The sequence below is a fragment of the Streptomyces sp. NPDC102360 genome (assembly GCF_044766085.1).
Taxonomy (GTDB): Bacteria; Actinomycetota; Actinomycetes; order Streptomycetales; family Streptomycetaceae; genus Streptomyces.
The window spans coordinates 680,142-700,575 of sequence record NZ_JBIWLG010000002.1; the positions used below are offsets into that span (position 1 = coordinate 680,142).

The window sequence follows — 20,434 nt, forward strand, 5'->3', positions numbered from 1 at the left end:
CTGGGCACGGGTCCGTGGGTTCCACTCCGGTACGACATCAAGACAGATCGGCGGCGACGAACACATGCGGCTGCGCGCATTGCTGGACACGGACGCGCTGGGCCTCAGCCTCCTCGGCGGCGAGGACGAGCTCGACCGCACCGTCCGCGGCGTGATGACGACGGACCTGCGGGACCCCAGCCGCTATCTGACCGGCGGCGAGCTGGTCCTCACGGGCCTGGCCTGGCACCGGGAGCCGGCCGATTCGGAGCCCTTCGCCCGGCTGATGGCCGCGGCGGGCGTCGCGGGCGTCGCCGCGGGCACGGCTGAGTTCGGCTACGTCCCCGAGGACTTCGTCGAGGCCTGTGCCCGGCACCGCGTGCCGCTGTTCTCGGTGGCCCAGTCGGTGGCGTTCGGAACGATCACCGAGCACGTCGTACGTCAGGTCTCGGGCGAGCGCGCCGGGGACCTCGCGGCGGTCGTGGACCGGCACCGGCGCCTGATGACCTCGGGCCCCGCGGGCGGCGGCCCGGACGTCGTCCTCGATCTGCTCGGCAGCGACCTCGACCTGCGGGCCTGGGTGCTCTCCCCGACGGGCCGCGCGATCGCGGGCTCGTCGGCGGCCGGGCCCGAGCTGCCCGCGAGGATCCGCACCCGGCTCGCGGCAGAGCACCTGGCGGCCCTGCGCACCGGGCGGCGCAGCCCGCACCGGGTCTCGGTGGAGGGCGTCACGTACTCGCTGTTCCCGATCGGCTCGGCCCCCAAGGACGGACCGGCCGCCACGCCCTCCCCCGACGCCCGTACGAGCGCCCTCGCCAACTGGCTGCTCGCCGTCGAGGCGGACGCGGGCGACTGGCCGGAGGAGCGGCTCGACCTACTGCAGGGCGTCACGCAGCTGATCTCGGTGGAGCGCGAGCGGCGGGACGCGGCGCGCACGGTGCGGCGCAGGCTCGCGCAGGAGGTCCTGGAGCTGGTGCAGGCGGGCGCGGCACCCGCGGAGATCGCGGCACGTCTGCGCGTCGCGGCTCCCGTGCTGCTGCCGGGGCTCGGCGCGGCCCCGCACTGGCAGGTCGTCGTGGCGCGTGTGGAGTGGACGGACCAGCAGGGCGAGAAGGCGGGGGGCGGGGCCGTGGCCCAGTCGCTCCTGGAGGAGATCCTCATCGCCCCGGAGGCCGGGGCGCGCCCCGACGGCGCCGAGCCGTCGGACCGGATCGCCGTGGCGCACAGCGGGGACGAGGCGATCGCCCTGGTGCCGCTGCCCGCCGTGGCGGCGGAGCACGACGGCTCGGAGCAGGGCCTGCTCGCGGACACGCTGCTGACCGCGGTGCGCGAGCCCCTCGCGGCCGGGCTCGCCGACGACGGGCGCCTGGCGATCGGCGTGAGCGCCGCGGTGCACTCGGCCGAGGGGCTGCGCGGCGCCCTGGAAGAGGCACGGCACGCCCGGCGCGTGGCGGCCGCCCGCTCGGGCGTGGTGTGCGCGGCGGGCCACCAGGAGCTGGCGTCCCACGTCCTGCTGCTGCCCTTCGTCCCGGACGACGTACGGCGGGCGTTCACGGCCCGCCTGCTCGACCCGCTTCGTGACTACGACCACAAGCACCGCGCCGAGCTGGTCGCGACGCTGGAGGCGTTCCTCGAGTGCGACGGCTCGTGGACCCGCTGCGCGTCCCGGCTGCACCTGCACGTGAACACGTTGCGGTACCGCGTCGGCCGCATCGAGCAGCTGACGGGTCGTGATCTGTCGCGCCTGGAAGACAAGTTGGACTTCTTCCTGGCGTTGCGGATGAGCTGAACGTCGGCTGACGTCCCATCATGCCCAGGAGTTACCCCTTAGCGATCTTGGGAGCTCTTGGGAACCCCATCCCTTTGTGAAATCTTTCACCCACCCCCTTGGCCGGGCACCTTGATCCGTGCTGAGATGCCCCACGGCAAACTCGGCTCGATGGCGTGCTCGGGAGGGCAATGTGGCGTATACCGCCATGTCTGGTACCGGAACGAACGCAACGGACGATCCACTCCAGACCGCGGTATGGCGGTTGCGTTCGCGCGGCTGCTGGGCCGATGCCGCGGCACTCCTCGACCATCGGGCGACGACGGACGCGGGGGCGGCCCTGCAACGGGCGGCGCTGCTGGTGGAGCGGTGCCTCTACACGGAGCAGGGGTGGGCGGACGCGGAGGACGCGCTGCGGGCGGCGGAGGCGCTGGCCCATACGGACGAGGAGCGGGGTGCGGCGGCGTGCGAGCGGGGTCAACTCGCGTACGAGGCCACGTTGTTGAAGACGCGGGACCGCTCCGACGAGGCGCGTTCGGCGTTCGGCAGGGCGGCGGCGCTGATCGCTCCGGGTGCGCCCGGCCGCGCGTTGCTCGACTTCCGACGCGGCCTGATGTCGGAGAACCTGGCGGACTCGCCGCAGGCGGCGCGTGCGGCGTACCGCAGGGCCCACGCGGGCGCGACGGCCCACGGTGACGCGCTCCTGCTCTCCTTCACCTGGCGCCATCTCGCCGGACTCGCCCTGCGGGAGGGGGAGTTGGCGGAGGCGCGGCACGGCTTCACGGAGTCCCTGCGTATCCGCGAGGAACTCGGCTACCTGGTGGGCACGGCGCCGGCGCTCGCCTCCCTGGCGGAGGCGGAACCCGAACCGGCCACAAAGGCGCGGCTGCGCGCGGAGGCGGGTCGGTTGTTCCGCCTCCTGGACGGCGTGCCGACGTGGTTGGCGGGGGTGCTGCCCTCGGCGGCGTGAAAGCCGTCTCCCCCACCCCGCCCCTTCCCGAAAGTCCTGCCGGACGGGCCTGCTCAATCGCCGCAGGGGCTATTTATAGCCCCGCCGGCGATTGAGGCGATCTTTTGAGCCCCTGCGGCGATTGAGCAGGCCTTTCAAGCCCCTGCGGCGGGTGGGCCTTTCAAGCCCCTGCGGCGATTGAGCAGCGGGGTCCGGGGCAGAGCCCCGCGGCCTGAGGACGGTCAACCGCCGATGTGACGCTCCACGAGCACACGCGCCGCCGCACCGTCCTGCGCCTCCAGCACATCCAGCAACGCGGCATGCTGCCTCGCATCGACCGCGAGGTCACACGTCGACCACCCCACCTGCCGGTGCAGGTCGTCCGCGACCCTGACCACCTGGTCGTTCCCCGCGAACGACAGAACGGCCCGGTGGAAGGCACGATCCGCCTCCGCGTACCCGGCCCGGTCCCCCACCGCGGCGGCCACCGCCGTCGCACGAGCCAGCGGCCGCAGCTCGGCCCACCGCGCGGGCGCCACCGTACGGGCGAGCCGCGCCACCACCGGCACCTCGACGAGCATCCGCACCTCCGCGAGCTCCGCCAGCTCGCGGTCCGAGCGCCGGGTCACCCGGAACCCCCGGTTGGGCACGACCTCGACCGCACCCTCGCGCGCCAGCTGCTGCATCGCCTCGCGCACCGGCGTCGCCGAGACCCCGAAGCGCTCCCCGAGGGCGGGACCCGAGTACACCTCGCCGGGCGCGAGGTCGCCGGAGACCAGCGCGGCCCGCAGCGCGTCGAGCACCTGACCGCGCACGGACGTCCGCTCGACCGCCACGCGCGCCGCGAGCCCCGGCGCGGGAGGCTCACTGTGGGTGTGCTCACCACGGCTCTGCTCGGGAACGGCGGCCGGCGCGGAGACGGGCTGCGGGGAGGACCGCGGCACCCACGCCGACGTCGACCGCTGCTCCGGCACTCCGATGGAGGAGTCGCGTGCCTCGCGTGGTCTCGTCCGCTCCACCCCGGTCATCCCCTTCGCCGCCGTTCCTTGCCGTTTGTCCGAAGCTCAACGACGAACGATAGAGGGCCGGGCCGACAGTTCAAACCCCACCCCGTTCGGGTAAGGTAAGGCTTACCTGTAAACGATCGTGAATCGGCGGTCCTCGCATGCCCCTCACCACGTCGGTGCTCGGCGCACCCCCCAGCGCGGTCTCGGCCGCGTACGCCCGCCTCACCGAGGTGTTCCCGGGTCTGGGCGTCACCGAGGTGCCCGCGGGCGAGGCACTGCCCGAGGGCGCGGGCTGGGTGCACACCGCGCGGCTCGCGGAGGGCGGCGCCGACCTCGACGCCTTCCTCGCGTGGGACAACGCACAGGTGCTCAGGGACTACGGCACCGGCGCCCGCCCCGACGTCATCGCGAGCTTCGGCCTGCACCGCTACGCCTGGCCCGCCTGCCTGCTCATCACGATCCCCTGGTTCCTGCACCGCCGCGTGCCCCGCTTCCCGGCCTCCGAGGTCGCCTTCCAGCGCACGCTCGGCCGGCTCGCGGTCCGCACCACCGAGTTCGCCTGCCTCCCCGACGACCCGGCGGCGAACCTGCCCGGCGCCCGCGTCGTCCCCGACGAGGAGGCCCTGCGCGCCGAGGTCCGCGCGGCCGTCGCCGAACACCTTCAACCCGTCCTCACCGGCTTCGGGCCGCGGATGCGGCGCGGCCCGCGCGCGCTGTGGGGCATGGCGACGGACGAGATCGTCGAGTCCCTCTGGTACGTGGGCCACCTCCTCGGCGAGGAGCGGCGCGCCATGTCCGACCTGGAGGCACTGCTGCCCGGCGCGACGAAGCCGTACGTCGGGAAGGCCGCTTTCCGTGAACTCACGGGCCCCGACGGGGAGTTGCTGCCGACACGCGACCGAGCGAGCTGCTGCATGTTCTACACACTGCGCCCGCAGGACACCTGTGTGACCTGCCCGCGCACCTGCGACGCGGACCGGGTCGACAGGCTTACCGCGACCGCGGCGGCCTGAACCACCCGTACGAGTGACGTAATTCGAACTCAACTTCCGTTTTACCGGCGGGAGTTCGAGCGTACGACCGTTTTACGCGCCCCCTTGCACACCAATGGCGTTGTCTTGCCCCGAAACCCCCTGCGCGCTCCGACGGCTGGGCCAATATGGCGGCCGAAACGCCCTATCGCGATGCAAGGGACCCCAGATGAGACTGACCGACATATCGCTGGACTGGCTGCTGCCGGGCGCCGTACTGCTCCTGGGCATGCTGGCGGCGGTCGCAGTGCTCGCGCGCGGCAAGCGCGCCGGGGGCAGCAAGAAGGACGCAGGAGCGTTCTCCGACGACTCGTGGGAGCGCAGCGAGGAGCGCCGCAGGCGCAAGGAGGCCGTCTACGGCACCGCCTCGTACGTGCTGCTGTTCTGCTGCGCCGCCGTCGCCGCCGCACTCTCCTTCCACGGCCTGGTCGGCTTCGGCCAGCAGAACCTGAATCTGACCGGAGGCTGGGAGTACCTCGTCCCGTTCGGGCTCGACGGCGCCGCGATGTTCTGCTCGGTGCTCGCGGTGCGCGAGGCCAGCCACGGCGATGCCGCGCTCGGCTCCCGGATACTCGTGTGGACGTTCGCGGGCGCCGCCGCCTGGTTCAACTGGGTCCACGCGCCACGGGGGTTGGACCACGCGGGCGCCCCGCACTTCTTCGCGGGGATGTCCCTCTCGGCCGCCGTCCTCTTCGACCGCGCCCTGAAGCAGACGCGCCGCGCGGCGCTGCGTGAACAGGGCCTGGTACCGCGGCCGTTGCCGCAGATCCGGATGGTGCGCTGGATGCGCGCACCCCTGGAGACGTACAGCGCCTGGTCGTTGATGCTCCTGGAGAACGTGCGCACCCTCGACGAGGCCGTGGACGAGGTGCGCGAGGACAAGCGGGAGAGGACGCAGAACCGGATGCGCCAGCGCGAGCACCAGAAGCTGGAGCGTGCCCAACTGAAGGCGCTGAGCCGGGGTTTCGGCACCCGTGACCCCCGGCAGGTGGAGGCGGGCACCTCCGGAGGGACCGGCCCGGAGTCCGCAATATCGGCGCAGGCCGCACCGTCGGAACTGCCGCAGGCGGCGCCCGCACCGGAACAGCTGCCGTTGCGCGCCCGCCCCTCTCTCCAGGCCGTCAAGGGCATGCGTAAATCCCGTGACCAGAAGGCGCCGGTCACCGTCGATCTCACGGCGGAGGACGACACGCAGGCGCTGCCCCGGCTCGACTCTCTGGAGCAGAAGCTCAAGGACCTTGAGCAGCAGCTCGGTTGAGCCCGTCCGTGGTACGGCGGCGTCGTGACATCACGCGGCGCCGCCGTCCAGTTCGAACCAGACCACCTTGCCCGTGGCATCCGGGCCCAGCGCCGCGACGCCCCAGGCGTCCGCGAGGGACTGCACCAGGACGAGGCCCCGCCCACTGGTGCCGTGCGTACCGTCGTCGGCGTGCGGTACGCGTGGCTTGGGCCTGCGCGAGACGAAGTCACGGACCTCGACCCTCAGGGACCGGGCCCCCACGGTCGCCGTGAGTTCCGCCTCGCAGTCCGTGTGCACCAGCGCGTTCGTCACGAGTTCGCTGGTGAGCAGCTCCGCCACCTCAGATCTTCCGGGCCTGCCCCAGTGCAGGAGGAGTTCGCGCAGCGCGCGCCTCACCTCCGGGACGGCCCGCAGGTCCGCCTTGCCCAGTTTTCGCTTGAGTTGCCGCGGCGGCTCGTCCTCCGGGTCCGCGCGCGCCGCCGCGACCCCCTTCTCGAATGTCATTGAGCCCGTGTCGCCCATTGAGGCGCCCCCTCGTAACTGCCTTTTCATGGCCCCCGCCCACACGCCGATCCCTCTTCGAACGCGTACACGGGGATGAATGCCCCGCTGCCTGATCGGCACGCTTGTTGATTGGTCCACCATTTGCGGGGATGTGCCCCGCCCCGCCGGGGAAGGAAGCGTGGGGACGCCGCCCGGGAACAGCGCAGCACAAGCATTGAAGGAGCCGCCGTGCACGACGACCGACACCTCGTGGAAGGCCGACTCGACCGGGCGATGCGCCAGTTCGTGCGGCCCGCGCAGTACGCGGCGCGGGTACCGCTGAGCATGAGCGTCTGGCACGCGCCGGGGGAACCGGTCCCGGTGGCCGAGGCTCTTGAAGGCACGTACGAGCCCTTCGAGACCGGCACCGCCTGGGGAAAGCCGTGGTCGACCAGTTGGTTCCGCCTGGAGGGGCGGGTGCCCGAGGAGTGGGAGGGGCGGCACGTCGAGGCGGTCGTCGACCCCGGTTTCTCCGGGCAGGGGCCCGGCTTCCAGGCGGAGGGGTTGCTGTACGACGCGTCGGGCGTACCCCTCAAGGGCATCCACCCGCGCAACCGGCATCTGACGATCGCGGCGCGCGCGAGCGGCGGGGAGCCGGTGAGCCTGCTGCTCGAAGCCGCGGCCAATCCGACGGTCCTGAGGGACTTCGAACCCACCCTCCTCGGCGACGTACTGACCGCAGGGGATCGCCCCAACTACCGATTCCGCTCTGCCGATCTGGCCGTACTCGATGAAGAGGTCTGGCACCTCGTACTGGACATCGAGGTGCTCTCGGAGCTGATGCACGAGCTGGACGCCGACCGGGCCAGGCGCCACGACATCCTGCGCGCCCTGGAGCGGATGCTGGACGCCCTCGATCTGCACGACGTCTCCGGCACGGCGTCTGCGGCCCGCGCCGAGCTGGCCGAGGTGCTGTCCCGGCCCGCGCACGCGAGCGCGCACCGGGTCTCGGCGGCCGGGCACGCGCACATCGACTCGGCGTGGCTGTGGCCGCTGCGCGAGACGGTCCGCAAGGCCTCCCGCACGTTCGCGAACGTGACGGCGCTGGCCCGCGACTATCCCGAGCTGGTCTTCGCCTGCTCGCAAGCACAGCAGTACGCGTGGGTGAAGGAGCACCAGCCGCACATCTGGGAGCGCATCAAGAAGGCGGTCGCGGACGGGAACTGGTCGCCGGTCGGCTCGATGTGGGTGGAGTCGGACGCCAACATGCCGGGCGGCGAGGCCCTCGCGCGCCAACTGGTGCACGGCAAGCGGTTCTTCCAGGACGAGCTGGGCGTGGAGACGGAGGAGATTTGGCTGCCGGACTCCTTCGGATACACCGCCGCCTTCCCGCAGTTGGCGAAGCTCGCGGGCGCCAAGTGGTTCCTGACGCAGAAGCTGAGCTGGAACCAGACGAACAAGATGCCGCACCACACGTTCTGGTGGGAGGGCATCGACGGCACGCGCGTGTTCACCCACTTCCCGCCCGTGGATACCTACAACGCGCAGTTCCACGCGAGCGAACTGGCGCGCGCGGAGCGGAACTTCGCGGAGAAGGGCGGCGCGTCCCGCTCCCTCGTCCCGTTCGGCTGGGGCGACGGCGGGGGCGGTCCGACCCGCGAAATGCTGGAGAAGGCGCGCCGGCTGCGCGACCTGGAGGGCTCGCCGCGCGTCGACATCGAGAGGCCCTCGGCGTTCTTCGAGGCGGCCCACGAGGAGTACGGGGCCAAGGCCCCGGTGTGGTCCGGCGAGCTGTACCTGGAGATGCACCGCGCCACGTACACCACGCAGGCGAAGACGAAGCAGGGCAACCGCCGCTCCGAACACGCCCTGCGCGAAGCCGAGTTGTGGTGCACGGCGGCCGCTCTGCACGACGCTTCGTACGCGTACCCCTATGACGACCTCGACCGGATCTGGAAGACGGTGCTGCTGCACCAGTTCCACGACATCCTGCCCGGCTCGTCGATCGCCTGGGTCCACCGGGAGGCACGGGAGACCTACGCCCAGGTGCTCACGGAGCTGGCCGGGATCACCGCCGATGCCGTACGCCACCTCGGCGGCACCGAGCCGTCCGCACTCAACGCCTCCCCGTACCCGCGCAGCGAAATCGTCGCCCACAACGGCGAGTTGATCCATGTGAACGTCGACGGGCTCGGCTCCCGCTCCCTCGCCGAAGCCGCCGGGCGGACGCGCGGTCCCGGCGCGCACGCGGCGGCGACGCGGGAGACCGGTTCGATCGTCCTCGCCAACGAACACCTCACCGTCACGATCGACAGCGACGGACTCCTCACCTCCGTACGGGACTTGGGCAGCGGCGGACGCGAGACGCTCACCCCCGGCAGTCGCGGAAACCTCCTCCAGCTGCACCCCGACCACCCCACCCAGTACGACGCCTGGGACCTGGACGCCCACTACCGGCACACCCGCACCGACCTCACGGAGGCCGAGCACGTGGAGCTGGTCGAGGAGGGGCCGCTGCGGGTCTCCGTGCGCGTCACCCGCTCCTTCGGGGCGTCCCGGATCACGCAGGAGTACCGGCTCGCGGCGGGCAGCCGGCGCCTCGACGTGGTCACGGACATCGACTGGCAGGAGTCGGAGAAGGTACTCAAGGCGGCGTTCCCGCTGGACGTGCACGCGGAGCGGTCCTCCGCCGAGATCCAGTTCGGCCACGTCAACCGGCCCACGCACGCCAACACCGGCTGGGACGCGGCCCGTTACGAGATCTGCGCGCACCGCTGGCTGCGCGTCGCGGAGGAGGGCTACGGGGTCGCGCTCGTCAACGACTCCACGTACGGCCACGACGTGACCCGCGCCGCGCACGACGAGGGTCTCGGCACCACGGTCCGCCTCACGCTCCTGCGCGCCCCGCACTCCCCCGACCCGGAGACGGACCTGGGCACGCACCGCTTCACGTACGCGCTGCTGCCGGGCGCCACGACCGGCGACGCGGTGGCGGAAGGACTCGCCCTCAACCTGCCGCTGCGGGTCGCGCCCGCCCCCGCCGTGACACCGCTGGTCACGGTCGACAACCCGGCGGTGACGGTGGAGTCCGTGAAGCTCGCGGAGGACCGGAGCGGGGATGTCGTGGTGCGGCTCTACGAGTCGCGGGGCGGGCGCGCGGACGCGACGCTCACGACGGCGTTCCCGGTGGCGGGCGCCGACGAGACGGACCTCCTGGAGCGGCCGCTGCGCGCGGCCGGCACCTCGGACGCCGGTCTCGCCCTGTCCCTGCGCCCGTTCCAGATCCTGACGCTGCGACTACGACCGGTGTGATCCGACCCGATCCGGGCGACAGGCTGCCCTACGGACGCGGCATGTTGCGCAGGTTGGAGCGGGCCATCTGCACCATCCGGCCCACTCCGCCGTCGAGCACGATCTTCGAGGCGGAGAGGGCGAAGCCCGTGACCATCTCGGCGCTGATCTTCGGCGGGATGGACAGGGCGTTGGGGTCGGTGACGACGTCGACGAGCGCGGGCCCCTTGTGACTGAAGGCGTCCTTGAGCGCGCCCGCGAGCTGCTTCGGCTTCTCGACGCGGACGCCGTAGGCACCGGCGGCGCGGGCGATCGCGGCGAAGTCGGGGTTCTTGTTGGTCGTCCCGTACGAGGGGAGCCCTGCGACCAGCATCTCCAACTCGACCATTCCCAGGGAGGAGTTGTTGAAGAGGACGACCTTCACCGGCAGGTCGTACTGGACAAGGGTGAGGAAGTCGCCCATCAGCATCGAGAAGCCGCCGTCGCCCGACATCGAGACGACCTGCCGGTTCCGGTCGGTGAACTGGGCGCCGATCGCCATCGGCAGCGCGTTCGCCATCGAACCGTGGGAGAACGAACCGATGACACGGCGCCGCCCGTTGGGTGAGATGTAGCGGGCCGCCCAGACGTTGCACATGCCGGTGTCGACCGTGAACACGGCGTCCTCGGCGGCGAGTTCGTCGACGACGGAGGCGACGTACTCGGGGTGGATCGGGGTGTGCTTCTCGACCTTGCGCGTGTACGCCTTCACGACACCTTCGAGCGCGTCGGCGTGCTTCTTCAGCATCCGGTCGAGGAACTTGCGGTTCGACTTCGGCTTCACGCGCGGCGTGAGGCAGCGCAGCGTCTCGCGTACGTCGCCCCAGACCGCGAGGTCCAGCTTCGAGCGCCTGCCCAGGTGCTCGGGCCGCACGTCGACCTGGACGATCTTGACGTCCTTCTGCGGCAGGAACGCGTTGTACGGAAAGTCGGTGCCGAGCAGGATCAGGAGGTCGCACTCGTGGGTGGCCTCGTAGGCGGCGCCGTATCCGAGCAGCCCGCTCATCCCCACGTCGTAGGGGTTGTCGTACTGAATCCACTCCTTGCCGCGCAGCGCGTGGCCGACCGGCGATTTGATCTTCTCGGCGAACTCCATGACCTCGGCGTGCGCGCCCGCGGTGCCGCTGCCGCAGAACAGCGTGACCTTGCCGGCCTCGTCGATCAGCTCCACGAGCTTCTCGATCTCGGCGTCGCCGGGGCGGATGCTGGGCCGGGAAGTGACGATCGCGGTCTCGATGGACGTCTCGGGGGCGGCTTCGTCGGCGACGTCGCCGGGGAGCGTCACGACGCTGACGCCGGACTGGCCGACCGCGTTCTGGATCGCGGTCTGCAGGACGCGCGGCATCTGCTTCGGGCTGGAGATCATCTCGCTGTAGTGCGAGCACTCGGAGAACAGCCGGTCGGGATGGGTCTCCTGGAAGAAGCCGAGGCCGATCTCGCTGGAGGGGATGTGCGAGGCGAGGGCGAGTACCGGGGCCATTGAGCGGTGGGCGTCGTAGAGCCCGTTGATGAGGTGCAGATTGCCGGGCCCGCAGGAACCGGCGCACGCGGTCAGCTTTCCGGTGATCTGCGCTTCCGCGCCGGCCGCGAAGGCGGCGGTCTCCTCGTGCCGCACGTGAACCCAGTCGATCGCGTCGTTGCGCCGGATCGCGTCGACGACCGGGTTGAGGCTGTCGCCCACGACTCCGTACATGCGCTCGACGCCCGCGCGGACGAGGATGTCGACGAACTGCTCGGCGACGTTCTGCTTGGCCATGACTCACGCGCCCTTTCGGAACCCGGTTTCCACTGCTTCCGGGTTCCATGAATTCATACGGGGCGCGCTCACGCCTCCCAAACGGCCGCGGCGGTTCTGTCGTCGGCGTATCCCTTCACCCGGACCTGGGTGTCCGCGAGGAACGCGGCGAGGCCCGGCGGATCGGCGTCCGCCCACCTGTTCGCCAGGTGGTGGGCGAGGTCCGGCTCGCCGCGGAGGGGTTCGGCGAGGCCCGGCGAGCACAGCAGCAGTGTGTCCCCCGGTCGGGCGACGGAGGCGCGGAACCGGAAGGCGTCGCGCGTGGGGGCTCCGCTGTCCGGGCTCGTTCGGGAACCCGGGGAGGACGGGGCCGCGGGCTCGTAGGGGCTCGGGGGCGTCGTGATGTCGAGGTCCATCGTGAGCCGGTCGCCGTCCGGGGTCTCGGCGGGCGGCGACGAACCGAAGCCGACAACGGCTGCGCCGGCCTGTTCGGGGACGCTCGGCTCTATGTCCCGCCACTCGCCGTCCCTGAGCCGGAAGAGTCCGCCTCCGCCGGCGCCGAAGAACACGCGGGTGCGGCATGCCGGGTCGGCGGGCAGCAGCAGGCAGCGCAGCGTGGCGGCGTACTCCTCCGGGTCGAGGCCCTGTTCGGTGGCGCCGGCCCGGAGTCTGCCGAGGCTGCGGTCGGTGAGCCGGTGCAGCCCGGACTTCAGGTCGCCGCGCCGGCCGGCCCTGACGTCCTCCGCGAGCCGCGCGTGGCTGAGCCCCACCGCCCGGCCGATCCACTCGCAGACCTCGGCGGCGGCCCGGTGCGCGCCGGGTGTGGCGCGGGCGCCGGTGGCCATGGCGACGAGAATCAGCGCGCTCGCCCCGCTCCCGAACCGCGCGGTGAGCAGACTGTCGCGCCGCGGCTCTCCCCGGTACCGCGCGGAGTCCCCCCGCACGGACACGGCCCGCAAGGTCGACACTCCACACCGCGCACCGTCGAGCACGGTATCCGCGACCAGCCCCTCAAGCTCCTCCGGATCCGCCAACGGCAACGCGGTGGGCTCCGCCTCATAGGTGGGCGGCCCATCCCCTACGTACCCGACCCTGGTCACGTCCGCCGGGGACGGGACGGTGCCGGACGGCGGGGAGGGTGCGTCCGCCGGGGACGGGACGGTGCCGGACGGCGGGGAGGGTGCGTCAGCCGGGGACGGAACGGTGCCGGGCGCCGCCGGGATCCCGCCCGGCGGGGAGGCTGCTTCGGGCGGCAACGAAGGCCCGCCCGGCGGAGGCGCGGCTTCGGGCGGCAACGGGGGCGCATCCGGCGGGTACTGGACAGCCTCAAGCGGCGGGGACGCGGCTTCGGGCCGCTGCGGTGACGGGACGGCCCCGGGCGGCAACGGGGGTGTGTCCGGTAGAGCCGGTGCGGCTTCTACGCGGGGCGCCCCCGGCGGGGCGGGAGGCGCTTCAGGCTGGGCCGGAACGGGCGCCCGCCGGGGTGCCTCCGGCGGTTCCGGGGGTGCCTCCCGCGGAAACCGGGAACCCTCCGGCGGGGGCGGGAAGCCCTCCGGCCACGGCGACGCGGCGTCCGCCGACGGGGCCGGCGGCAGAGGCGCGGGGGCCGGGGGCACAGGCAGATGCGGGGGCGCCTCCCGCGGGGTGCCGGATTCCTCCCGCGGAGGCGGGGGGTCCAGTGGGCGCCGGGGCGCTGGGGGCGACTGTGGCGGGCCCCCGGCATCCCAGACGCGCCCCGTCTCCGGGTACACGGTGTGGCCGGTCTCCGGCGGAGGCGGGGCCGGGGGATCGTCGACGCGCCGGGGCCCCGGCAGGGAGGCGTCCCCCGGCAAGGGCCGGGGGCCGAGCTCGGGGCCAGGGGCCGCGAGGCCGGGACCGGAACTGCCCGGCTCAGCGCCAGGGGCACCCGGGGCGGGGCCAGGACCACCGGACTCGGGGCTGCCCGGCTCAGCGCCAGGGGCACCCGGGGCGGTACCAGGGCTACCCGGGCCGGCGCTAAGTTCCCCCGAGTCCGGGCCGGAGCCGCCCGGCTCAGCGCCAGGGGCGCCGGGGTCGGCACCAAGGGCACCCAGGTCCGCACCAAGGCCCCCCGGGGCGGAGCCGACGGCGCCCGCGCCCGGGGCTGTCGGTGGGTGTGGAGGTGCGAGTGCTTTGGCTGACGTGAAGCGGTCGTCCAGGGTGTCCGGGGTCGGGGCGGGACCGGTGTCCCCGGCGGCGACCTCGTCGTCGTACAACTTCCCCCACCAGTCGTCCCCTTGGGCCGGGTGACCGGTGGGCCTCTCCCCCTGCTGGCTCATGCCCTCATTGTCCACGGCACGGGCCGTACGAAAACGGGGCATCGGGAAAAGCCCACCGAAATGGGCCCGCCGGACGGCCCCACCCCCCACGGGAGGACCGCCCGGCGGACCGGATCGGGTGAGCGTGCGAACGGAGTCGCTAACGCGCCTCGCGCACGTCGTACGCTCTGGTCACCGTTTGCGTGACCGAGTTGCCGTTCGAGTCGGTCAGTTGGGCCTTGAGGGTGACCTGTTCGCCGGAGGCCCCCGCGTGGTCGACCGTCGCGGTCCACCGCCCGTCCCGCTTCGAGGTCTTCGCCTCGGTCCAGGTCTCCCCGCCATCGTAGGAGTACGAGAGCGCGGCCTTCGTCAGGGTGCCCGGCTCGTAGCCCGCGTGCCCCGTCGCCGTCAGGGCGATCCGCTGACCGTCCCGCGCCGCGAGCGTCTTCATGCCGTCCTCGGGGAACGTCATCCGCGGGAAGAGCAGCGGGATGCCCTGCGAGTAGGTGTCCTCCTCCCGGTGCGAGCGGAACGACCACGTCGTCGTGGTCTCGGTCGAGCGGAGCCAGACCTTGCCCCCGTTCAGCTTCCGCGTGTGCAGGGTCAGGTCGTACGCCGCGTCCTCGGCCGGGACCGTGAAGACGCCGAACGGCCAGCCGCTGGAGCCGACGGTCTCACCGTTCCGCTTCAGCTCGACGCCGCCGATGTCGCCGAACGAGCCCTGGACACCCTGGTGTTCACCGTCGCCCCAGAATCCGGGCGCGACGCCGATCAGATCGCCCTGGCGTTCCGCGGCGAGCACCTGCTCGCCGGAGGCGTCGAGCGGCGTGGTGGGCGCCATCGCACCGCCGTACCACTCCTCGGCGCGCTGCTCGCCCTTCTCGTACGTCCGCACCGGGTCGATCATGAACTCGCCCCACGGGAAGCTGCTGGACACCTGGTGCCCGTACCCGGTGGCACCGGGCGAGTACAGCTCGGTGCGGGTGGACGGAGCGGCGACCAGCTCGATGTCACCGAAGGAGGTGGTCAGGCCGCTGGGCCTGGCCACCGACGGCAGGTCGATGTAGTCCGTGGCCGTGCCCATCGCCTTGTACGTGGCCTTGTTCGCGGCGAGTTCCCGGTCCGACACCCGGTAGGTATGGTCGTCGCGGATCTGCCCACTCTCGGGGAACGCGAGCGTGTAGACGTACGGGCTCCTGGCCGTCGCCTTCCAGCGAAGCGTCGTCGCGCCGGCCGCGATCCGCCCGGCGAGCGCCGTGCCCTCCGCCGTCTCAAGGGCGAGCATCGGGACGGATCCGCCGACGAAACCGGCGGTCGGGTACCAGCGGCCCGCGGCCTCCCGGTACAGGACGACCCCCTTGACGCCCGCCTCGACCGCAGCCTGCGCGACCGTGTTCGCGGATCCGCCCTCGGGCAGCTTCACCAACGCCAACTTGCCCTCGGCCGCCGCCAGTTCGCCCGCGGCCCCAGTCCCCGCCGACACGATCTCGGACGTGCCCGTGCCGTCGAGGTTCGAGGAGTTCGTGGAGCCGGTCACCGGGTGCAGCGCGGGCCCGTCGACCACGCCGAACTCGCCGATCTGCGGGGCGGCCGCGCGCCAGAAGCTGTCGAACTCGAAGTCTCCGTCGCGGACCTCGCCCCGGACATCGGCGTAGTACCCGCGCACGGTGCGTGAGCCCTGGATGCTCGCCGCGTGCAGCCAGTTGTCCTCGCCGAAGGTGCGCGCGAAGCCGAGGGTGGCGCCGCGCACCTCGCTCTCCCGGTCCGTCCGCACGCTCAACTTGTGCGCCTTACGGGCGTCGAGGACGACGGTGGTGTCCTTGGTGAGGTTCAGCTGCGGACGCCCCATGAACGTCGCGGAGTTGACGAGCGTGCCCTCGGTCTCCGGCGTCGCGACGAATGCCGACAGGGCGTACGCACCGGGTCTGACCCGGTACGTCTGGTCGGTGGCGCCGTCGTTGACGCGCCGCTCACCGGACGCGTCGTCGGTGCCGATGAGGTCGAGCGAGGAACCGGCGGTCGCCGGATTCCCTCGGCGGTCGACGACCTTGACGCGCAGGGTGACCGTCTCCGGCTGGACGTACAGCGAGAACGGGGTGCTGAGGTGCGCGCCGCCCGGCCCGGTGGCGAGGACGCGGCCGGTGACGTCGCCGTACTGGGCCTTCGTGAGGTGTGCGGTCGGGTCGACGGCCAGCGGGACCTGAGCGGTGCCGCCCGCCGGAACGGTGACCGTGCGTGCGCCGAGCCGGCCGACCGTGGACTTCACGGCGGAGCCGTCGTTGCCGGTGACACCGTCGACGGAGAGGCTCAACTTCACTGGTTTGTCAGTGGTGTTGGTGTAGGGCACCTGCACGGTGGTGCGGTCGCTGCTGTCCTGCGGCCAGTTGAAGGTACCGCTCTGCACGGCGCCCGCGCCGAGCACCTTCTGGTCGACGGCGGCCTTCGCGTCGAGCCGGCCGCCGCCGGTCTCCCGTACGTCGCCGGGGATGTCGGCGTCGGCGGAGGCGACGAGCGCCCGCTTGATCTGCTGCGCGCTCCAGTCGGGGTGGCGCTGCTTGACGAGGGCCGCGGCGCCCGCGACGTGCGGCGTCGCCATCGACGTACCGCTCATGGACTGGTACGCGTAGACGCCCCGGCCGCCCGCCGCGGCGGCCTTGATGGCGACACCGGGCGCGGCGATCTCCGGCTTGAGGGTGTGCGTGCGCCGCACGGGGCTGCGGCTGGAGAAGCTCGCGGTCCCGTCGTCGCTGTCGACGGCGCCGACGGTGAGCACCTCGGGCACGCAGCCCGGCGAGGAGACCGTGTTGAGGGTCGGCCCCGAGTTGCCCGCCGCGATGACGAAGAGCGTGTCCTTCGAGGACCGTGCGAGTTCCTGCGTGGCCTGCGACATGGGGTCGGAGCAGTCCAGTTCGTCGGGGTTGCCCAGCGACATGGACACCACGTCGGCCTTCTGGTCGACGGCCCACTGCATGCCGGCGATGATCCACGAAGTGGCCCCGGAACCACTGTCGTTGAGGACCTTTCCGTTCAGCAGGGCGGCGCCCGGAGCGACGCCCTTCTCCTTGCCGCCGCTCGCCGCGCCGGAGCCGCCGACCGTGGACGTGGTGTGCGTGCCGTGGCCCTGGTGGTCGTCCGCGTCGGCGGAGTCGGTGAAGTTCTCCGACTCGGCGACGCGGCCCTTGAGGTCGGGGTGTTCGGTGTCGACGCCGGTGTCGAGGACGGCGACCTTGGTGCCCTTGCCGTCGTAACCCGCGGCCCACGCCTCGTCGGCGTGCACCTGCTTCGTGGAGTCGGCGAGCAGCGACTTCACCTTGGCGTCGAGCCAGAGCTTCTTCAGGTCACCGGCCGTACGGGAGCGGGGACTTGAGACGTCGGACCAGAAGTCGGCGGCCTTCTTCTTGTCGGCCTTCAACGCGACGCCGTCGACCGGGTCGAGGACGAGGCCACGCTGCGCGCCGCGCGGTGCGGCGGGCGCGCCGCGGGCCACGTCGACGGACTTGTCGTAGGTCGCGATGAGCGGCAGCGTCGCGCTGTGCTGGTCGTCGTAGCCCTGCCGGATCAGGCCGGTGACGTTGAAGAGTTCCTCGTCGACGCGGCCCGCGGCGAGCGCCTTCGCGGCGCTGTCCGGGTAGACGTACAGGTCCTTGCCCGACTGCCTGGTCTGGAGCAGCGGGGTGTCGCCGTCGGCGGCGGGCAGGGCCGCCGCCGTGGCGCGTCCCTTGGCGTCGGTGGTGACGACGACGCGGTCGCCGGTGACCAGCGTGACCGTGGCCGCGGGGCTCTTGGCAGCGGCGGTGGAGCTGCCGACGAGCGGCCGGCCGCCGCCGTCCGGGGCCCTCCCCTCCAGGGCCCCGGACGGGACGGCCACCGTGATACCCAGGACGACGGCGGTCGCCGTGCCCAGGGCCGCACGCGATATCGGGCGCATCGCTCTCCCCAGTAGAAGCGCGGGTGAATACGGGCCAAAGGCCATATTCCCGGCGGGTGTTGGTGCTGCGGTGGCGCCACATTGGCAGAGTGACGGCCGGTGCAGGGATGATGGGAGCGGCGGGAATGTGCCGTGGCTGTTTCCCGCCACGGGGGGGGGGTGTTGGAACGGTTCACTGGGGAGGGGATCGCCGCATGCTGCACGCGATAGGTCTGGACGAGGGGCACGAGGCGGCCTACCGGGCGCTCGTCGCGGTGGGCGCGGCCGACGTCCCCGACCTGGCACGGCGCCTCACCCGCGCCGAGCACGAGACCGAGCACGCGCTGCGCCGCCTTGAGCAGCACGGCCTCGCCGCCCAGTCCTCGGCGCGCCCCGGGCGCTGGGTCGCGGCGCCGCCCGGGGTCGCGCTCGGCGCGCTGCTCACCCAGCGGCGGCACGAGCTGGACGAGGCGGAGCTGGCGGCGGCCCGGCTCGCCGCGGAGTTCCGGGCACAGGCCACCGAGCCCGCCGCGCACGATCTGGTCGAGGTGGTGACCGGGGCGGCGGCCGCGGCCCAGCGGTTTTTGCAGATCCAGCTCGGTGCGACCGAGGAGGTGTGCGCGCTCGTCACCGGCAGCCCGATCGCGGTGCCCGCCACGGAGAACGACGCGGAGGAGCAGGCCGTCAGCCGGGGCGTCGGCTACCGCGTCGTCCTCGAACGCGAGGTGCTCTCCATGCCGTCCGGCCTGACCGAGCTGTCGGCGGCGATCGGCCGGGACGAGCAGGTACGGGTCGTGGACCGGGTGCCGACGAAGCTGGTGATCGCCGACCGGACGCTCGCCATGGTGCCGCTGACCCGGCACGCCGCCGAGCCCGCCGCGCTCGTGGTGCACGCGAGTGGCCTGCTCGAAACGCTGAACGGACTCTTCGAGGCGGTGTGGCGGCAGGCGCTGCCGCTACGGCTCGGGGCGGCGGGCGAGGTGGAGGAGGCCCGCACGGAGGGCCCCGACGGCCTGGACCTGGAGATCCTCTCGCTGCTGCTCGCCGGTCTGACCGACGCGAGCGTCGCCAAACAGCTGGACCTGGGGCTGAGGACGGTGCAGCGTCGGGTGAAACGGCTGATGGAGCTGGCGGGCGTGACCACGCGGCTGCAGCTCGGGTGGCATGCGTACGACCGGGGCTGGGTGGCCCGCTGAGGCCTCCCGGAGCCGGCTGGCCCGATGAGCCCTCCCGGGACGGTTGGCTCGATGAGCCCTTCCGGGACCGGTTGGCTCGATGAGCCCTTCCGGGACCGGTTGGCTCGATAAGTTCTCATTGAGACTCTTTTGACCTGCGCTTTCGCCGCGCCTGGGGGACCCTGTGCACATGGGAGCGTGGGAACTCCTCCTGGTCGGCGCCGTGATGGTGCTGGGCCTGTGCGGGGTGCTGGTGCCGGGCGTACCCGGATCCTGGCTCGTGTGGGCCGCGGTCGCCGTCTGGGCGCTGCGGGACCCGAACGGGCTGGCCTGGGGTGTCCTCGTCGGGGCCAGCGTCGTCCTGCTGGCCTCCCAGGTACTGCGCTGGCAGCTGCCACCGCGCCGCCTCCGGCAGGCGGGCGCGACCCGCCGCCTGGAGTTCTGGGCGGGCGCGGGCGCGGTGATCGGATTCTGCGTGGTGCCGGTGGTCGGGGCGGTGCCGGGGTTCATGGGCGGGATCTACGTATCGGAACGACTGCGGCTCGGAACCCACGGAGACGCACTGGCGTCGACCCGCATCGCCATGCGAGCGGGCGGCTCGAACGTGCTGGTGGAGCTGTTCGCGTGCCTGCTGATCGTGGGGGCGTGGCTGGGCGTCGTGATCTGGGGCTGAGCACCCCTGGCCCCGCGGTAAACCACGGGGTCAGGGGTGTGGATCACCGCACTTTGCCAAACGGTTACTCTCGTAGTGGCCATGAGCTGCGGTTCCTGGCCTGGACAGGAGTCGAGGCAGCAGCCTCGGACGTACGGACCTCCGGTGCCGCGACGACGGTGCCGGGACGCCCCTGCCTGGAGACCTCGTATGCACCTCGTGACCTCGGCGGCCACCGCGGAGCCGACCACCGGCATCGCGGGCTGGGCGGCCCATCTCGTCGATGTGCTCGGCGGCCCCGGAGCAGGGCTCGCGATCGCCCTGGAGAACCTCTTCCCGCCGCTGCCCAGCGAGGTCATCCTGCCGCTGACCGGCTTCGCCGCGGGCCAGGGCGCGATATCCCTCTCCTCGGCCCTGTTCTGGACGACACTCGGCTCCGTCGTCGGGGCGGCGGTCCTCTACTGGATCGGCCGGGTCATCGGCCGTGAGCGGATGTACGCGCTGTGGGGCCGGATTCCGCTGGTGAAGGTGTCCGACCTGGAGAAGACGGAGGCGTGGTTCCAGAGGCACGGCACGAAGGCGGTGCTGCTGGGCCGGATGGTCCCGATCTTCCGCAGTCTGATCTCGATCCCGGCGGGCGTCGAACGCATGCCCCTGCCGGTGTTCCTGTCGCTGACGGCGGTCGGCTCGCTGGTCTGGAACTCGGTGCTGATCCTCGCCGGCTACTGGCTGGGCGATCAGTGGGACCTGGTGGAGACGTACGTCGGCGTGATCTCCAAGGTGGTGCTCGGTGCGGCGCTCGTCGCGCTGGTGGCGTACCTGGTCGTGCGGCTGCGCGGCCGGGGCCGCCACCGGGACCGGGAGCGTCGGCAGAAGGCCCCCCGGTAGGCTCGGCTCCCGTG

Annotated in this window: 13 protein-coding genes; 8 read left to right on the plus strand and 5 right to left on the minus strand. The window is 72.4% G+C overall.

Annotation, left to right across the window (positions count from 1 at the left end; translation table 11 throughout):
• Nucleotides 1-64 precede the first annotated feature (64 nt).
• Nucleotides 65-1,768, plus strand: a complete 1,704-nt coding sequence (locus tag ACIRHA_RS12525) for a PucR family transcriptional regulator (protein WP_403843604.1) — start codon at nucleotides 65-67, stop codon at nucleotides 1,766-1,768.
• Between the two features lie 187 nt (nucleotides 1,769-1,955).
• Nucleotides 1,956-2,717, plus strand: coding sequence for a hypothetical protein (locus tag ACIRHA_RS12530; protein WP_403843606.1), 762 nt, complete (start codon nucleotides 1,956-1,958; stop codon nucleotides 2,715-2,717).
• A gap of 221 nt (nucleotides 2,718-2,938) precedes the next feature.
• Here ACIRHA_RS12530 and ACIRHA_RS12535 read toward each other — a convergent pair whose 3' ends face one another.
• Nucleotides 2,939-3,724, minus strand: a complete 786-nt coding sequence (locus ACIRHA_RS12535) for a GntR family transcriptional regulator (protein WP_403843609.1) — start codon at nucleotides 3,722-3,724, stop codon at nucleotides 2,939-2,941.
• 137 nt (nucleotides 3,725-3,861) lie between these two features.
• On the opposite strand from ACIRHA_RS12535, the gene ACIRHA_RS12540 reads away from it, so the two are divergent.
• Together ACIRHA_RS12540 and ACIRHA_RS12545 are read left to right on the plus strand one after the other, a co-directional pair.
• Nucleotides 3,862-4,716, plus strand: a complete 855-nt coding sequence (locus ACIRHA_RS12540) for a (2Fe-2S)-binding protein (protein WP_403843612.1) — start codon at nucleotides 3,862-3,864, stop codon at nucleotides 4,714-4,716.
• 187 nt (nucleotides 4,717-4,903) lie between these two features.
• The gene (locus ACIRHA_RS12545) at nucleotides 4,904-5,992 is read left to right on the plus strand and encodes a DUF2637 domain-containing protein (RefSeq protein WP_403843614.1); all 1,089 of its coding nucleotides are present in this window, start codon (nucleotides 4,904-4,906) and stop codon (nucleotides 5,990-5,992) included.
• A gap of 30 nt (nucleotides 5,993-6,022) precedes the next feature.
• Here the strand turns inward: ACIRHA_RS12545 and ACIRHA_RS12550 are convergent, their stop codons facing one another.
• Nucleotides 6,023-6,478 carry an ATP-binding protein gene (locus tag ACIRHA_RS12550; RefSeq protein ID WP_403843616.1) on the minus strand — a complete coding sequence of 152 codons (456 nt, stop codon included), beginning with the start codon at nucleotides 6,476-6,478 and terminating at the stop codon, nucleotides 6,023-6,025.
• Nucleotides 6,479-6,706: 228 nt separating this feature from the next.
• Here ACIRHA_RS12550 and ACIRHA_RS12555 point away from each other — a divergent pair, with 228 nt between their 5' ends.
• Complete coding sequence (locus tag ACIRHA_RS12555; RefSeq protein ID WP_403843619.1) at nucleotides 6,707-9,769, plus strand: alpha-mannosidase; 3,063 nt, start codon at nucleotides 6,707-6,709, stop codon at nucleotides 9,767-9,769.
• A gap of 28 nt (nucleotides 9,770-9,797) precedes the next feature.
• Here the strand turns inward: ACIRHA_RS12555 and ACIRHA_RS12560 are convergent, their stop codons facing one another.
• The 3 genes from ACIRHA_RS12560 to ACIRHA_RS12570 form a co-directional block, all read right to left on the minus strand.
• Nucleotides 9,798-11,543 (minus strand): pyruvate dehydrogenase, encoded by a 1,746-nt coding sequence (locus ACIRHA_RS12560; protein WP_403843621.1) that lies wholly within the window; start codon nucleotides 11,541-11,543, stop codon nucleotides 9,798-9,800.
• 68 nt (nucleotides 11,544-11,611) lie between these two features.
• Nucleotides 11,612-13,819 carry a protein phosphatase 2C domain-containing protein gene (locus tag ACIRHA_RS12565; RefSeq protein WP_403843624.1) on the minus strand — a complete coding sequence of 736 codons (2,208 nt, stop codon included), beginning with the start codon at nucleotides 13,817-13,819 and terminating at the stop codon, nucleotides 11,612-11,614.
• A 139-nt stretch (nucleotides 13,820-13,958) separates the two neighbouring features.
• On the minus strand, nucleotides 13,959-17,726 hold the full coding sequence (locus tag ACIRHA_RS12570) for a S8 family peptidase (protein WP_403843626.1): 3,768 nt from the start codon (nucleotides 17,724-17,726) through the stop codon (nucleotides 13,959-13,961).
• A 194-nt stretch (nucleotides 17,727-17,920) separates the two neighbouring features.
• Here ACIRHA_RS12570 and ACIRHA_RS12575 point away from each other — a divergent pair, with 194 nt between their 5' ends.
• From ACIRHA_RS12575 to ACIRHA_RS12585, 3 genes are all read left to right on the plus strand, one after another.
• Entirely contained in the window at nucleotides 17,921-18,901 is a 981-nt protein-coding gene (locus ACIRHA_RS12575) for a helix-turn-helix transcriptional regulator (protein WP_403843629.1), read from the plus strand.
• A 169-nt stretch (nucleotides 18,902-19,070) separates the two neighbouring features.
• A complete protein-coding gene (locus ACIRHA_RS12580; RefSeq protein ID WP_403843632.1) occupies nucleotides 19,071-19,553 on the plus strand; it encodes a DUF456 domain-containing protein in 483 nt (160 codons plus the stop codon).
• Nucleotides 19,554-19,742: 189 nt separating this feature from the next.
• The gene (locus ACIRHA_RS12585) at nucleotides 19,743-20,420 is read left to right on the plus strand and encodes a DedA family protein (protein WP_403843634.1); all 678 of its coding nucleotides are present in this window, start codon (nucleotides 19,743-19,745) and stop codon (nucleotides 20,418-20,420) included.
• Nucleotides 20,421-20,434: the final 14 nt, after the last annotated feature.

What these genes read in the sequence shown, in the direction of transcription:
- ACIRHA_RS12525 (WP_403843604.1), top strand. Translation starts at nt 65, where the DNA reads ATGCGGCTGCGCGCATTGCTGGACACGGACGCGCTGGGCCTCAGCCTC.
- ACIRHA_RS12570 (WP_403843626.1), bottom strand. Translation starts at nt 17,726, where the DNA reads ATGCGCCCGATATCGCGTGCGGCCCTGGGCACGGCGACCGCCGTCGTC.
- ACIRHA_RS12535 (WP_403843609.1), bottom strand. Translation starts at nt 3,724, where the DNA reads ATGACCGGGGTGGAGCGGACGAGACCACGCGAGGCACGCGACTCCTCC.
- ACIRHA_RS12575 (WP_403843629.1), top strand. Translation starts at nt 17,921, where the DNA reads ATGCTGCACGCGATAGGTCTGGACGAGGGGCACGAGGCGGCCTACCGG.
- ACIRHA_RS12545 (WP_403843614.1), top strand. Translation starts at nt 4,904, where the DNA reads ATGAGACTGACCGACATATCGCTGGACTGGCTGCTGCCGGGCGCCGTA.
- ACIRHA_RS12550 (WP_403843616.1), bottom strand. Translation starts at nt 6,478, where the DNA reads ATGACATTCGAGAAGGGGGTCGCGGCGGCGCGCGCGGACCCGGAGGAC.
- ACIRHA_RS12565 (WP_403843624.1), bottom strand. Translation starts at nt 13,819, where the DNA reads ATGAGCCAGCAGGGGGAGAGGCCCACCGGTCACCCGGCCCAAGGGGAC.
- ACIRHA_RS12540 (WP_403843612.1), top strand. Translation starts at nt 3,862, where the DNA reads ATGCCCCTCACCACGTCGGTGCTCGGCGCACCCCCCAGCGCGGTCTCG.
- ACIRHA_RS12560 (WP_403843621.1), bottom strand. Translation starts at nt 11,543, where the DNA reads ATGGCCAAGCAGAACGTCGCCGAGCAGTTCGTCGACATCCTCGTCCGC.
- ACIRHA_RS12530 (WP_403843606.1), top strand. Translation starts at nt 1,956, where the DNA reads ATGTCTGGTACCGGAACGAACGCAACGGACGATCCACTCCAGACCGCG.
- ACIRHA_RS12585 (WP_403843634.1), top strand. Translation starts at nt 19,743, where the DNA reads ATGCACCTCGTGACCTCGGCGGCCACCGCGGAGCCGACCACCGGCATC.
- ACIRHA_RS12580 (WP_403843632.1), top strand. Translation starts at nt 19,071, where the DNA reads ATGGGAGCGTGGGAACTCCTCCTGGTCGGCGCCGTGATGGTGCTGGGC.